Origin of the sequence: Gordonia sp. DT101 (assembly GCF_049844895.1) — a bacterium.
Classification (GTDB): Bacteria; Actinomycetota; Actinomycetes; order Mycobacteriales; family Mycobacteriaceae; genus Gordonia.
Window position 1 is genome coordinate 988,834 of sequence record NZ_JBNCLX010000001.1, and the last position, 14,516, is coordinate 1,003,349.

General features: G+C 68.6%; 9 protein-coding genes. 5 read left to right on the forward strand and 4 right to left on the reverse strand.

Annotated elements, in window-relative coordinates; translation table 11 throughout:
• Genes ACLQ3I_RS04810 through ACLQ3I_RS04820 form a run of 3 tightly spaced genes read right to left on the reverse strand, consistent with a single transcriptional unit; the run spans position 1 to position 3,668 of the window.
• Positions 1 to 1,644, reverse strand: coding sequence for a chloride channel protein (locus tag ACLQ3I_RS04810; RefSeq protein WP_425800244.1), 1,644 nt, complete (start codon positions 1,642 to 1,644; stop codon positions 1 to 3).
• A gap of 53 nt (positions 1,645 to 1,697) precedes the next feature.
• Positions 1,698 to 2,177, reverse strand: coding sequence for a MarR family winged helix-turn-helix transcriptional regulator (locus tag ACLQ3I_RS04815; protein WP_425793198.1), 480 nt, complete (start codon positions 2,175 to 2,177; stop codon positions 1,698 to 1,700).
• A 54-nt stretch (positions 2,178 to 2,231) separates the two neighbouring features.
• The gene (locus ACLQ3I_RS04820; protein WP_425800245.1) at positions 2,232 to 3,668 is read right to left on the reverse strand and encodes a CCA tRNA nucleotidyltransferase; all 1,437 of its coding nucleotides are present in this window, start codon (positions 3,666 to 3,668) and stop codon (positions 2,232 to 2,234) included.
• A 148-nt stretch (positions 3,669 to 3,816) separates the two neighbouring features.
• Between ACLQ3I_RS04820 and ACLQ3I_RS04825 the strand changes: the two genes are divergently transcribed.
• Genes ACLQ3I_RS04825 through murJ form a run of 3 tightly spaced genes read left to right on the forward strand, consistent with a single transcriptional unit; the run spans position 3,817 to position 11,847 of the window.
• Positions 3,817 to 5,019, forward strand: a complete 1,203-nt coding sequence (locus tag ACLQ3I_RS04825; RefSeq protein ID WP_425793202.1) for an NUDIX domain-containing protein — start codon at positions 3,817 to 3,819, stop codon at positions 5,017 to 5,019.
• Positions 5,012 to 7,774 carry a DUF6049 family protein gene (locus tag ACLQ3I_RS04830; protein WP_425793203.1) on the forward strand — a complete coding sequence of 921 codons (2,763 nt, stop codon included), beginning with the start codon at positions 5,012 to 5,014 and terminating at the stop codon, positions 7,772 to 7,774. The genes ACLQ3I_RS04825 and ACLQ3I_RS04830 overlap by 8 nt, the downstream gene beginning before the upstream one ends.
• Positions 7,771 to 11,847: a murein biosynthesis integral membrane protein MurJ gene (gene murJ / locus ACLQ3I_RS04835; protein ID WP_425800246.1), complete on the forward strand. Its 4,077-nt coding sequence runs from the start codon at positions 7,771 to 7,773 to the stop codon at positions 11,845 to 11,847. Before ACLQ3I_RS04830 ends, murJ begins: the two co-directional genes overlap by 4 nt.
• 78 nt (positions 11,848 to 11,925) lie before the next feature.
• Here murJ and ACLQ3I_RS04840 read toward each other — a convergent pair whose 3' ends face one another.
• Positions 11,926 to 12,882: a sterol desaturase family protein gene (locus tag ACLQ3I_RS04840; protein ID WP_425800247.1), complete on the reverse strand. Its 957-nt coding sequence runs from the start codon at positions 12,880 to 12,882 to the stop codon at positions 11,926 to 11,928.
• 133 nt (positions 12,883 to 13,015) lie between these two features.
• On the opposite strand from ACLQ3I_RS04840, the gene ACLQ3I_RS04845 reads away from it, so the two are divergent.
• Together ACLQ3I_RS04845 and sigM are read left to right on the forward strand one after the other, a co-directional pair.
• Positions 13,016 to 13,711: a TetR/AcrR family transcriptional regulator gene (locus ACLQ3I_RS04845; protein ID WP_425800248.1), complete on the forward strand. Its 696-nt coding sequence runs from the start codon at positions 13,016 to 13,018 to the stop codon at positions 13,709 to 13,711.
• A 236-nt stretch (positions 13,712 to 13,947) separates the two neighbouring features.
• A complete protein-coding gene (gene sigM / locus ACLQ3I_RS04850; RefSeq protein WP_425793208.1) occupies positions 13,948 to 14,508 on the forward strand; it encodes an RNA polymerase sigma factor SigM in 561 nt (186 codons plus the stop codon).
• The last annotated feature ends 8 nt before the right edge of the window (positions 14,509 to 14,516 follow it).

Genomic DNA, 14,516 nt, shown 5'->3' on the forward strand with positions numbered 1-14,516 from the left:
TCACCCTTCGACCGTCGAAAGCTCCTTGTCCCCCGGCCTCTCCGCCCGACGACGCGACACCGTCAGATGCCGCTCGCGATGTCGCGACTCGGTCAGGTCGTGCAGCCGCGCGGTGAGGAGGTCGGCAGTGGTGAGCAGGCCAGTCGGCCGATTCGTGTCATCGAGGACCACGGCGTTGGTTGCACCCGCATCTGCCAGCTCGTATGCCACCTCCCGCAGGGTCTGCCGCAGATACACATGCGGCAGGTCATCGACGTGCTCGGCGAGTTGGGCAAGCGCATCGGTATCGGCCTGCACCACATCCGCGACGGTGAACGACTCGAGCGGGTCGGTGGAGTATTCGCGGGTCAGGTGCTGCCCTCTGCGGGCCAGTTTCTCGGTCAGCACAGAGCGTTTGAGCACGAGAACCGACAATGCGTAGGCGGCCGTCGCGGATACCAGGAGGGGCAGCATCGCCGACCAGGCGTGGGTCAGTTCGACGGTGAAGATGACGCCGGTCAGTGGTGAGCGCATGACACCGCCGAGCACGGCTGCCAGCCCCAGCATCGCCCACAGCCCCGGTGTGGTGTGGGGCAGGATGTTCCCCTCCAACGCGCCGAGCGCCGCACCGATCATGAAGATCGGCGCAAGCACTCCGCCCGATGTACCCGAGCCCAACGAGACGGCCCAGATGACGGTCTTCACGGTCAGGATCCCGACGATCAGGCTGATCGTCGCGTGGCCGGTGAGGAGATCGTCGATCACGTCGTAACCGACGCCGAGTGCACGGGGCTCGATCAGCCCACCGATGCCGATGACCAGACCGCCCACGGCCGGCCACCACATCCAGTGGATGGGCAGACGCGCGAAGGCGTCCTCGGACCTGTACACCAGCCACGTCGCGGCAACGGCCAGCAGCCCACCGCTGAGGCCGATGAACACGGCACCGAGGTCGACCGTCCACGGGAACACGCTCTGCGATGTCGGGACGGCGAAGACAGCACCCGAGCCGAGGATGAACCCCCGCACCACGGTTGCGGTGGCGACCGCGGCGACGACCGGGATGAAACTTCGTGGGCGCCACTCGAACAGGAGCAGTTCGACCGCCAGCAGCACTGCGGCGACCGGCGAGTTGAACGTGGCGGCCATACCCGCTGCTGCTCCCGACACCAGCAGCGTCTTGCGCTCGTCGGCCGTGATGTGCAGATGCTGCGCCAGGATGGAACCGATCGCGCCACCGGTCATGATGATCGGGCCTTCCGCCCCGAACGGCCCGCCGCTGCCGATGCTCACCGCGGCGGACACCGGTTTGAGCGCGGCCACTCGCGGGGCGATGGTGCTCCCGCGCGTCAGGATCGCCTCGATCGCCTCGGGCATACCATGACCGCGGATCTGGGCGGAGCCGAAGCGCGCCATCAACCCCACCACCAGGCCGCCCAGGATCGGGGCCGCGACGATCAGCCACCACGGGTGTCCCTGCGCACCGGGCGCGATCTGGTCGAATCGGATCCTTTGGTAGAAAACGAGATTGGTGACCAGTCCGATCAGATGCAGAAGCACCCACGCCGCTCCGGCGCCGAGCGCACCGACCGGGACCGCCCATGCGGTGATCAGGAGCATCCGCCGGTCGACCGCGAAGTCGCCGGGGGACGACGGGCTGGACACACCGGCGGTATCACCAAAGAGGCTGCGGCCCAACGGCCGTCGAAACAGTGACCTCACAGCGGCAACGGCCCGGATTCGGATGCGTACTCCTCGCCGACGACCCGGTGCATGGCACGTAGGCCCTCGACCATGCCGGCTCGCACGTCGGGTTCGAGCTGGGACAGCACCCTCGTCAATTCGTCCTCGCGCCACTGCAAGACGCGTGTGACGAGCTCGTGGCCTGCCTCGGTCAGATCCAGTGTCACCACACGTCGATTGGTCGGTTCCGAGCCGCGCGCAAGGTATCCGGAGCTCTGCAGGCGATCGGCCAGCCGCGTCACCGACGACGCTCCGACACCGAGTGCGGTTGCCACGTCGGCAGATGAACTCTGGCCGATCGCAGCGATGGTCCACAGCATCCGGAACTGGACGAGTGACACGTCGCCGGTGGCCGCTGCGACGCTGTGCAACGCGATGCCGACGAGGTCACGGGTCGCCAATTGCAACGTGGCGACGTCGGGCGCTGTCGCGCCGGGACTCTCGCTCGATTGCATTCCGGAAGTATTGCACAATGCAATTATTGCCTTGTGCAAGGGCCTGGCGTCCGGCTAACCCTGCTCGCTCCACCACTCCCGCAGTGCCTCCACGGCCTCGTTATACGAGAGGGGTCCGCGGTCGAGCCGCAGCTCCTTCAGGTATCGCCATGCCTCTCCTACCTTCGGGCCCGGAGGCAGGCCGAGGAGTTCCATGATGGCGTTGCCGTCGAGGTCCGGTCGTACCCGGTCGAGATCCTCGGCGGCCTTGAGATCGGCGATCCGCCGTTCCAGATGGTCGTAGTTCTCCTGCAGCCGTCGCGCGCGGCGCTTGTTCCGAGTGGTGCAGTCGGCCCGGACGAGTTTGTGCAGACGATCCAGGAGCGGCCCGGCATCGCTGACATAGCGACGGACCGCCGAGTCCGTCCAGCTGCCGTCGCCGTAGCCGTGGAACCGCAGGTGCAGGAACACCAGGTTCGACACGTCCTCGACGACCGCCTTGGGATACTTCAGCGCCCGCATCCGCCGACGGACGAGTTTGGCGCCGACCACCTCGTGGTGATGGAAACTCACCCCGCCGCCGGGCTCATGGCGCCGGGTGGCCGGCTTCCCGATGTCGTGGAGCAGGGCTGCCCAACGCAGCACCAGATCGGGATCGCCCTCCTCGAGGTCGATCGCCTGCCGCAGCACGGTCAACGAGTGCTGGTAGACGTCCTTGTGCTGGTGGTGTTCGTCGATGGTGAGCTTCATCCCCGGCACCTCCGGGAGCACGCGCTCGCCCAGGCCGGTGTCCACCATCAGGTCGATGGCCTCCAGCGGATGTGCACCGAGAATCATCTTGTCCAATTCGGTACGGACACGTTCCGCGGTGATCCGGTTGATCTGCGCCGACATCTCGGTGATCGCTTCGGACACCCGGGGCGCAACCCGGAAACCGAGCTGCGAGACGAATCGGATCGCCCGCAGCATTCGCAGCGGGTCGTCGTCGAAGGACTCCTGCGGGGTCGCCGGGGTGTCGATGATCCCGGCGAGCAGAGCGGTCATCCCGTCGAGAGGGTCGCAGAACTCGGCCGGACCGTCCGCCCCGACCCGGACCGCCATCGCGTTGATGGTGAAGTCACGGCGCACCAGGTCGTCGGCGAGCGATTTCCCGAAGACCACCTCGGGTTTTCGCCCGACCCGGTCATACGCATCGGACCGGAATGTCGTGATCTCGACCATGTGGGCGCCCTTGCGCGCACTGATCGTGCCGAACTCGATACCGGTGTCCCACTGGGCGTCGGCCCAATCGGCCATCAACGCCGAGACCTGCTCGGGCCTCGCATCGGTGGTGAAGTCGAGGTCACCCGAGAGCCTGCCGAGCACCGCATCCCGGACGGACCCGCCGACCAGGTACAACTCGTGGCCCGCCGCTGCGAACGCCGCGCCGAGCGGCACCAGGACGTCGGAGAGGCTCTGCAACGTGACGGCCGCTGATGCCAGCAGACGGGTACGGCGTTCGGGCTCTGTCACGGCATGCCAGCCTACCGCTGCGACGTCGGGCGGCCACAAACCCGTCGGCGGGCCTCCCGGTCATGACCGGTCGCCACGCCGCCGCCCACACACCGCCCACGGGGCCATCCGGGCAAACAGCAGGTGACCAACGGCTAGCATCGAGAGCGTGTCCGCCGATCCGTCCACCGACCCCTCTGACGTCTCCTCCGACGTCACCGCGGGTGGTCACGGTCCCGGCGATGTGACGCACAACACCACGTCGGGCCGGCCGGACACCGGTTCCGCCCGGCGTGTGACCCCCGCAGATCTGGCCCGCGCCTCGCACGGCAACGCATCGAGCCCGGCCGCCGCGGCCACGCCGGAGGAGACGAGCCCCGGACAGGCGCGTCGGGGGCGGCGCGGACGCCGACGACGCGGACGCCGACCATCGGTGACACCGTCGGGCACCGCCACGCCACACTGCGCCCCCGACGACCCGCCGCCGCGTCCCGTCGAGCGCCGTGACGCGCCCAAGCCCGGCCCGATGCCGAAGCGTCCGACCGATCCCGAGCGGCTCGTCGGCGACGACGACGAGCTGCACCCGACCCACACCAGGGTCTCCCCACCGAAACCATCGGATCTGGTCGCGGTCACCGCCAAGATCACCAAGACCGGCCTCACGCATGCGGTCGCCTCCGACGGCACCACGACCGCCGGCAAGACCAAGAACCGCCGGCGGACCGGTACCCGCCCCGAACGCGGACAGGGACAGGAGCGCCTGCGCACCGTTCGCGAGACGTCGGCCGGCGGGCTGGTCATCTCCGACCTCGATCTCCCGGTCGACGAGCTCTGCGCGGCACTCATCGGCCGGATGGACCGGCGCGGCCGAATGATGTGGTCGTTGCCGAAGGGCCACATCGAGACCGGGGAGACCGCCGAGCAGACCGCGATCCGCGAGGTCGCGGAGGAAACGGGCATCAACGGCACCGTCGTCGCGCCGCTCGGCAAGATCGACTACTGGTTCGTCAGCGAGGGCAGGCGCATCCACAAGACCGTTCACCACTATCTTCTCCGCAGCATCGGCGGTGAGCTGTCGGACGCCGATTACGAGGTGAGTGAGGTGGCATGGGTGCCGCTCGCCGAACTACCCCGGAAGCTGACGTACTCTGACGAGCGGCGACTGGCCCGGATGGCCCGAGGCGTCATCGCCGATCTCGCTGCCGACCCGAACCGGTTGGCCCAGTCCGAGGCCGAGAGCATTCGCACCGAACCCAACGCCTATGAGAGAGCCGCAGCCGCACGCAACCAGCGCCGTAACGAACCGCCACCCCCGTCGCGGTCCCGTCGGCGCCGGCGGCGTCCACGGCGCCCACCGGCCGGCGATGCCTGACCGCCGGGTGATCAGGTTCCTCGCGCCTCTCCGTCGATTCGCCCGGATCTCCGCCGCGATCTTCGCGGTCCTGACGATCGCGCTCCTGTCCGCGACTCCGGCAGCCGCCGCACCGGATGCCTCGGCCACCTCGAACGGCGAGATCCCGGACGACTTCCTGCGGCTGTCGATCGACACCATCACGCCGTCGCTCGTCACCAGCAGTGGCGGTTCGGTGGTGACCGTGTCGGGGCACCTCCAGAACATCGGTGACCGTCAGCTGCACAACCTGTCGGTGCGACTCGAACGCGGCGATCCCGTCGCGGACGCTGCGGGACTCCGCAGCAGCCTTGCCGTCACCCCGGTCCCGGTGAGCGCCGCGACCCCGTTCCGGTCCATCTCCCATGACGACCTCTCGCCGGGTCGGTCGATCCCGTTCACCATCACGGCCCCGCTGTCGGGCAACGGCGGCCTCGACATCGGCCGCACCGGGGTGTTCCCGCTGCAGGTGAACGTGAACGGGCTCCCCGACTACGGGAATCCGGCCAAGCTCGCGCAGTCGCGCACCCTCCTGCCCGTGCTGTCCCTGCCACCCGATCGGGGTCGGGCGGCCGGGTACGTCGATTCGACTTCCGCCGCGGAGCAGCCCGAACCGCGTGACACCGACCTCGGCGCGGACGGATCGATCTCGGCCAACCTGTCGAGCCCGGCGCGGTTCACGATGCTCTGGCCGCTGGCGGCGCCGCCTCAGCTCACCCCGGGCGTGCTCGGCGGACAGACCGAGCAGGTCCGTCTGGTGGGCGACGACCTGGCCCGATCCCTCGAGCCCGGCGGCCGGCTCAACGTGCTCCTCGCCGCGGCCCGGTCGGTGGCTGGCGAGACCGAGTCCGCCGAGAACGATTCGGCCGCCTCCGGATCCGAGGCCGTCACGAGCGGAAACGGGGCGTCGAAATCCGCCGCGTCGGCCGCGCCGCCGTCCGGCGACGACAATTCCTCTGATACCAACTCCGGCGACACCGGCGACTCGGCAGATCGGAAACCGTCCAAACTCGAACAGAGCATGTGCCTGGCCGTCGATCCGGACCTCCTGGTGACGGTCCGGTCGATGTCGCTCGGATACGAGGTGTCGAGCGATCCGATGGACCCGACATCGTCGACCACCACGGGCTCCGGGCAGGCGGCCGCCGTGCAGTGGCTGACCGAGCTGCGTCAGCTCGCGGGGCAGATGTGTGTGGTGGCGTTGCCGTTCGCGCAGTCCGATCTGACGTCCCTGGCTCGCATCGGCAACACCGGGCTCACCACGGACGCCCTCTCGACGCCACCCGACGTCGTCGATGCCATCCTCGGTGTGCGCAGCGTGCGGGGCATCACCATTCCGGCGCTCGGGGCGCTCGACTCGACCGGCGCACGCGTGTTGAAGTCGGCATCCGTGGGCAAGGCCGTCACGTCGACGAGCAGCGTGGCGACCGCCCGCCCCGGTGCCACCGGCCAGTATCGGGTCGGCGACCTGCGGGTCCAGTCCACCGATGCGCCGATCTCGGCATCCCTGGCCGGCCTCGGCTCCGCCCCGTCGACGACCCCGCTGACACCGCCCGACCAAGAAGTGTCGTTTACCGGGGAGTCGGCCGCGGGCAGGCGACAGGCCGCGGTCGCAGCGCTGGCGTATCAGTCGATCGCCGCGCCCGAACCCGCCGCGCGCGGGCGGGCGCAGCCCCGACTACCCGCCGCCGGGCGCAGCGCCTTCGTGATGCCGCCCACCTACTGGGCGCCGTCCACCGACGACACCAACGCGTTGTTCACCACCGCGACCCTCCTGCTGGAATCCGGCGCGGCCTCACCCACCTCGCTCAGCGACGTCGTCGGCGGACTCGACCGTGCCGAATCGACCGCGCGGCTCGTCAGACCACCCGGCGTCGCGTCGCTCGCATCACTGGGTGTGGCGGTGTCCGACCAGACCGCGACGACGATGCGCGACAACGCCGAGTTGTCGTACCAGTTGCAGGCCTCCCTGATGCAGTCCGCCGACGTCGCCGCCACACCCGAGCGATACATGGCGCCGCTCCGGGAAGACCTGTTGCGCGCCATCCGGACCCCCGACCGGGCCGCCGCCGCCGAGCGGGCCGACATCCGTGCCCAGCGTGCGGCCCGCGTCACCGCATCCGGCGGCACCCTGCAGCGGATGCGCAACGCCGTGACCATCCTCGACCCCGGTGGGAGGTACACGCTCGCGTCCGAACGCAGTCCCCTGCTGCTGGTGGTCCGCAACGAGCTGTCGTTGCCGATCCGGGTGCGCATGAACGTCACGGCGCCGAAGGAACTCGACGTCGGCGACATCGGCGTCATCGAGATCCCCGCCCGCGGCACCCGCCAGATCCAGCTGCCCACCCGCGCGGAGAGCTCCGAGGCCATCACCGTCACCATCGGCATGTCCACCTCGAGCGGTGTCTCCCTCGGCTCGCCCATCCGGCTGTCGGTGCACGCCAACGCCTATGGAAAGCCACTGTTCTGGATCACCATCGCGGCCGGTGCCGCGCTCGTGCTGCTGACCGCGCGCCGTCTCTGGCACCGATTCCGCGGCGAACCCGACCCTGCCGACGATGACCGTCCGGACCCCGATGAGCACGAACGATTGCTTGCCGGCACCACCTATCAGGAGCGTCGCCGTACCCTGCATCAAGAGATGCTGCACTCAGAGACAGACCCGGAGACCGACCCCGAGACAGAGGATGAGGCACCGCCCGCGACGACGGGCATGACCGACCGAGACACACCATGACCGACCAAGGACCACGCGAACCGCGCCGCGCGTCGCCCCGCCGGATACCTCCCCGTGGGGCCGCGCAGCGACCTCCCGCCGCGGGCCCGCCGCCGATGACGGGCCCGGTGGCCGATCAGCCACCCATCGCGGGCCGGCCCCCTGCCTCGCCCCCGTCGGGTCCGCCCCCGTCGGGTCCGCCCCCGTCCGGTCCACCGGCATCCGGTCCGCCCCCATCCGGTCCCCGCCCGCCGGCACCGCGGACCGCCCCGGCCCGGCCGGCGCCGGCCGGGCAGTCGGCGCCGCCGCCGCCGCGGTTCATCCCGTCTCGGCCCCCGGCCGACACGCTCACCGACACCGGCGAGCGTCCCGCACGTGACACCGGCCCCGGCACGGCCGCCACCACCGGGCTCTCACGCGATTCCGACTCGAGCATCCTCAAGACCAGCGGATCCATCGCTCTGGCCACCCTCACCAGTCGCATCACCGGCTTCATCCGTACGGTCCTCGTGCTGGCGATGCTCGGACCGGCCATCGCGTCGGCATTCCAGGCCGCCTATGTGCTGCCGAACATGATCGCCGAAGTCGTCCTCGGTGCCGTGCTCACCGCGATCGTGATCCCGGTGCTGGTCCGTGCCGAGGCCGAGGATGCCGACGGCGGCCGCGGGTTCATCAACCGCATCTTCACCCTGACGCTGGTCACCCTCGGGACGGCCACGGTCATCGCCCTGATCGCCGCACCACTCCTGACCTTCCTCAACGTCGGCGACGGTGACGTCAACCGGCCGCTGACCACCGCCCTGGCCTACCTGCTCCTTCCGGAGATCCTGTTCTACGGCCTGTCCGCGCTGTTCATCGCGATCCTGAACATGAAGGGGTTCTTCAAACCCGGTGCCTGGGCCCCGGTGATGAACAACGTCGTCCAGATCGCCACGCTGGTGCTGTACGCCCTGATGCCCGGCGAGATCACGCTCAACCCCGTCCGGATGTCGGATCCGCAGCTCCTGGTGCTCGGCATCGGCACCACGCTCGGTGTGGTGGTCCAGGCGTCGGTCCTGGTGCCGTGGCTCAAGCGGGCAGGGGTGCGTCTACAGCTCCAGTGGGGACTCGACGCGCGCCTGCGCACCTTCGGCACCATGGCCCTGGCGATCGTGCTCTACGTGGCGATCCTGCAGGTCGGGCTGGTCATCACCTACCGCATCGCCGCACACGCCGACGCATCGGGTATCAGCGTCTACGCTACCCACTGGCAGCTGCTGCAACTCCCCTACGGCGTGCTGGGCGTGACGATCCTGACCGCGATCATGCCCAGGTTGTCGCGCAACGCCGCCGCCGACGACGATCGTGCCGTCGTGGACGACCTGTCCCTGGCCACCCGGCTGACCATGGTCGCACTGGTGCCCGTGGTCGCCTACATGACCTTCTTCGGCCCGGCCATCGGCATCGCCGTGTTCAACTTCGGCAAGTTCGACGCCGACACCGCCTCCCAGCTCGGCTCGGTTCTGGCGTGGGGCGCTTTCACCCTGATCCCCTACTCGATGACGCTGGTCCAGCTGCGCGTGTTCTATGCGCGCCAGGATGCCTGGACGCCGACCGTGATGGTGCTCGGCATCACGGTCGTCAAGGTGGCCGCCTCCTATCTCGGGCCGGTGCTGTTCTCCGATCCCGAGTTGGTGGTGCGCTGGCTCGCACTCTCGAACGGACTGGGATACCTGGTCGGTGCCATCGTCGGTCACTATCTGCTGCGCAACCGCCTCAACAACGCCCGGCTGACCGACGTGTACCGCACGACGGTCATCACACTCGGTGTCTCGATCGGCATCGCGGCCGTCGTCTGGGTGATCGCCAACCTGTCGGGGCTGCACCATCTCGCCGCCGAGGTCGGCAAGTTCGGTTCGCTCGTCTACCTGCTCGTGACCGCGGTCGTTGTCCTCGGCGTGACCTACGCCGGACTTGCCGCGGCCAAGGTTCCCGACGTCGTTTCGATCGGAATGTCGGTGCGGCGCATGCTGGGTCGTTTCATTCCGGCCCTGGCACCACCGCCGAGTTCGGTAACAGAATCGGCACCGACGATCACGGTTCAGTTTCCGCGGATCACTCCGGACGAGTCGCTCCCGTACTCTGGTCAAGTACAGGTGCTCCGACGATTCGACCGGGGCACCGCCACCTGGCAGTCGTACTCGGTTCACAGCGGTGGAGCCGCACGCCTTCGTGATGGCGGCGAGATGCGGGTCCATTCGCCCCGCGATATGCGCTACCGCAGGAGAGGAGCTCGGCGCTTGAGTGACAACGAGATCGGTACCACACAGGACACCGAGATCATCCCCGACGCCCCCGCCTCCGACGGCAGCTCGGTGACCGTCGACGAGAAGCCGGAGCGACCACGCGAGGTCGAGAAGTCGGCTGAATCGGACCGGCCGGGCCCGGATTCCCCGGACTCCGGTGACGCAGCGCCGGCAGGGTCCACGCCGAAGGACGAGAAGTCCTCCGACACAGACAAATCCGACAATGCCACGGTTCCCGTCAAACGGCCCAGACCGCGCGGCCCCCGCTTGGTGCCCGGTGCCGCCGTCGCCGGCGGCCGCTATCGTCTCCTCGATCACCACGGCGGTTCCCGTGGTCTGCAGTTCTGGCGGGCGCTCGACATCAACCTCGACCGAGAGGTCGCGCTGACCTTCGTCGACGCCGAGCAACTCACACCTCCGCCGGAGCGCGGTGAGTCGGCCAAGGTGACCGACGAGGGTCCGCAGGCCGTGTTGTCGCGGACATTGCGGCTCGGGCAGATCTCGTCGTCCGGTGTCGCACGGGTGCTCGACGTGGTGCGTGGCTCGTCCGGCGGCATCGTCGTCAGCGAATGGGTTCCGGGGTCGTCGCTGACCGAGGTCGCACAGTCCGGCCCGTCCCCGATCGGCGCTGCGCGCGCCGTCCGGGCGCTCGCCGCCGCCGCGGAGGCCACCCACCGATCCGGCGGAACGCTGTCCATCGATCATCCGGACCGCATCCGCATCAGCACCGACGGAAATGCGGTGCTGGCGTTCCCGGGCACACTCACGCCGGACGACAAGTCCTCCGACGTGCGCGGATTGGGCGCGGTGCTCTACGCACTGCTCCTCGCCCGGTGGCCGCTCGACAGTGAGACCGGGTCGACCCTGGTGACCACCGACGACACCACCGAACCGGTCGGCGGGCTGCCGATCGCCGCGCCCGGCAAGGACGGATCGCCGATCGAACCGCGCGAGGCGCGGCCGGAGACCCCGTTCGAGATCTCCGCCGTCGCGGCCCGTGCCCTCGACGGCAGTCGCGGCATCCGGACTGCGGGCACCGTCCAGCACGTCCTCGACCAGGCCACCGTTCTCGACCTCAACACCGACATGCTGCCGGCCATCGACGTCGACGCGGCGCCGGTCGCGATGGGATCGAAGTCTGATCGCACCTCCGGCGCCGGCGAGGGCGAGAAACCCGGCCGCCGTAACGTCGCACTGCTCGTGGGCGCCGGATTGCTGACCCTGTTCATCGTGCTCGCGCTGGTGGTGTGGGCGACCAATCTCTTCGGATCCGACGACGGATCGACCGACATCGACTCGATCCTGACCACCACGTCGGCGCCACCCTCGCCGAGTGCTGCCGCTCCCGCTGCGCCCGCCCCGGCCGCGGCGGGGCCCATCGCACTCCGGAATGTGTCGTTGGTGGACTTCTCGGGTCAGCCGCCGGACAACGCATCGAACCTACCGAACGTGATCAGCGGTGCTGCCCCGCCGTGGCAGACCGACAGTTACCGCGGGTCTGCCGACTTCGGCGGACTCAAGCAGGGGCTGGGGTTGATGTTCGATCTCGGCGGCCCCCACGCGGTGAAGTCGGTGACGATCACGACTCCGACGCCGGGGTTCAACGTCTCGATGCGTACCTCCCCCACTGCCCAGCCGACCCTCGCACAGACCACCGAGGTGGCGACCGGGCCGGTCTCCCAACCGACCACCACCATCACGATCCCCAACCCGCAACAGAGCCCGTACCTGATGGTGTGGCTCACCTCGTTGCCTCCGGGGGCCGGCGGCTTCCAGGCCAAGATCGGCAAGGTCGAGATGGCCGGCTGACGGAGTCGTCACCTACCTCGGCTCCGACGGCTTCGCAGCGCCGACCACACGGTCACCACGCTCCGCGCCTGACATTGCTCACCGAACTGCTTGCCCGGCTGAACGAGCGGCGCCCTCTCGACGATCGATGATCTCCGGCTGCCGATCCGGCCGCCAGCCGGGCGGACCGAAGACGTAGGCCAGTCGCGCACGCAGGCCGGTGGCCCCACGCACGTCCCGCGCGATCGCGCCGTATTCGTGGGTCTGCAACCGCCAGATGTTGTAGGTGTCAATCGGTTTGGTCAATCCATAGGTGGGTCGGTAGGTCTCGGGCCGGAAGGTTCGGAACATCCGGTCCCAGATGATGAAGGTCCCGCCGTAGTTGCGGTCCAGGTAGTCGGCGTTGCTGCCGTGGTGTACCCGATGGTGGGACGGCGTGTTGAACACGAACTCCGCAGGCGCCCAAAGCCTTCCGATGTGTTCGGTGTGAATCCAGAACTGGTAGACCAGATTCAGTGAGTAGACCGCGAACACCAGGGCGGGTGGCACGCCCAGGAAGGGGAGCGGCAGCCACATGATGATGCCTGCACTGTTGTTCCATTTCTGGCGCAGCGCGGTGGTGAAATTGAAGTACTCGCTGGAGTGATGGGCCTGATGGGTGGCCCAGACCAGTCGGACGCGATGGGCGATCCGGTGCTCCCAGTAGAAGAGGAAGTCCAACCCGACGAAGGCGATCAGCCAGGTGTACCAGGCGGTCGCCGGGAGCCGCCACGGTGCGAGGTAGGCGAAGACCGCCGAATACGCGAGCAGCGCCAGTACCTTCCATCCCGCACTTGTGGCGATCGAGACGAGACCCATCAGGAGGCTGGCCCGCGAATCCCGCGCGTTGTACGAACCGCGCGGCGCCGCAACGCCCGTGCCGTGTTGAGACGGACGGTCGGTCTCGGTGTGCTCGAGCTTCCAGGCCGCCACCCATTCGAGGACCACCATGAGGACGAAGAACGGGATCGCGAGCACGGTCGGCTCGCGCATCGCCTCCGGTAGGAAGTCGAACATCGATTCTCCTGCTGGTCCGTCAGGTGATCTGACACGTCAACATGTCAGATAGTAGTTCTGACACGATAGCGTGTCAGATAGAGTCGTGTAAAGAGATTCGCAGCTGTGACCACCGACGATGACGAGGAGTCCGATGAGCGCCCCCGAGGGACGTCGCTACGGCGGTGCCGACGCCGACGAACGGCGCGCCCGGCGACGGGTCGAGCTGATCGCCGCCGGATTGGATCTGTTCGGCTCCGACGGTTATGCGAACACCTCGGTGAAGCGGGTGTGTGAACACGCCGGTCTCACGCAGCGCTACTTCTACGAGTCGTTCAGCGACCGGCCCGCACTGCTGGCCGCGGTCTACGGAGATTGTGTGGAGTTCGCCCGGGCCGCGACCGTCGCCGCCGCAGCCGGTTTCGTCGCCGATGGTGGGGGAGTGGGCGCGGTCGGTGTCGCAGCTCCCGACGCACCCGACGTCGCACGGGCGGCGTTGACCGCATTCGTCCGGTGCCTGGCCGACGACGCCCGTCGGGCGCGGGTGATGCTCGTCGAGGTCGTCGGGGTCAATCCCGATCTGGAACGCTTGCGGCTCAACGCGATCCACGGGTGGGCCGATCTGATCCTGACGTTGGCGCTGGGGGAGCAGACGGCCGATCGCACGCAGCGCCTGGCCGCCATCGGACTGGTCGGCGCGGTCACGCAGCTCCTGGTCGATTGGTACACCAGTGCCAACGGGGAGTTCGCCGCGCCGGCCGACGCCGGTCCGGACCTGTTCGACCTCGACGCGATCCTCGATGTGAGCGTAGAACTGTTCGTCGCCGCGTACGAGAGCCTGCTGGGCTGACCGCCTGCCCCGCCGACGGCAACCAGTTTTCCACCGACGGCAACCAGCTCTTCGTCGACAGCAACCGGTTTTCCGCCGACGGCAACCGGCATTCCACCGAGAGCAACCAGCTATTCGCTGACTGTGCACCACCGCGAATCATCCACTCGTCCACAACCTCTCCGGTGTCCCCAGAACTGTGGACAACGTGCAGGTCAGTGCGCCGACGACGGTTGGTGTCCACTAACCTTCTCGGCATGACTCGGGGGAGCGTCGACGCGCGCAGCGACGAAACTCTGCTCCGCGCCCATGTCGCCGGTGAGCCCGACGCCTTCGCGACTCTGATCGAACGGCACCACACGTATCTGTGGTCGCTGGCCTGCCGCACGAGCAACAACCCCGAGGATGCTGCCGACGCCTTACAGGACGCCCTGCTCAACGCGCACCGGATGGCATCGCGATTCCGTTCCGACGCCAAGGTGACGAGCTGGCTGCATCGGATCGTGGTGAACGCCTGCCTCGACCGCATCCGCCGTAATCGTGTGCGCCGGACGGTACCGATCCCGGAGTACGACCTCCTGCTCCTCGCCGACGACCACGACCAGATGGCTGCTGTCGACCTCTCGATCTCCATCGGCAGGGCTCTCGACACCCTGCCGCCGGACCAGCGTGCGGCGGTCATCGCGGTGGACGTGGAGGGCTACTCGGTCAGTGAGGCCGCCGAGCGGCTCGGTGTGCCGGTCGGAACCATCAAGAGCCGTTGCTCACGCGGCCGGCTCCGACTCGCACAGGCTCTCGGTCATCTCCGAGAGTGCTGACGACGTCG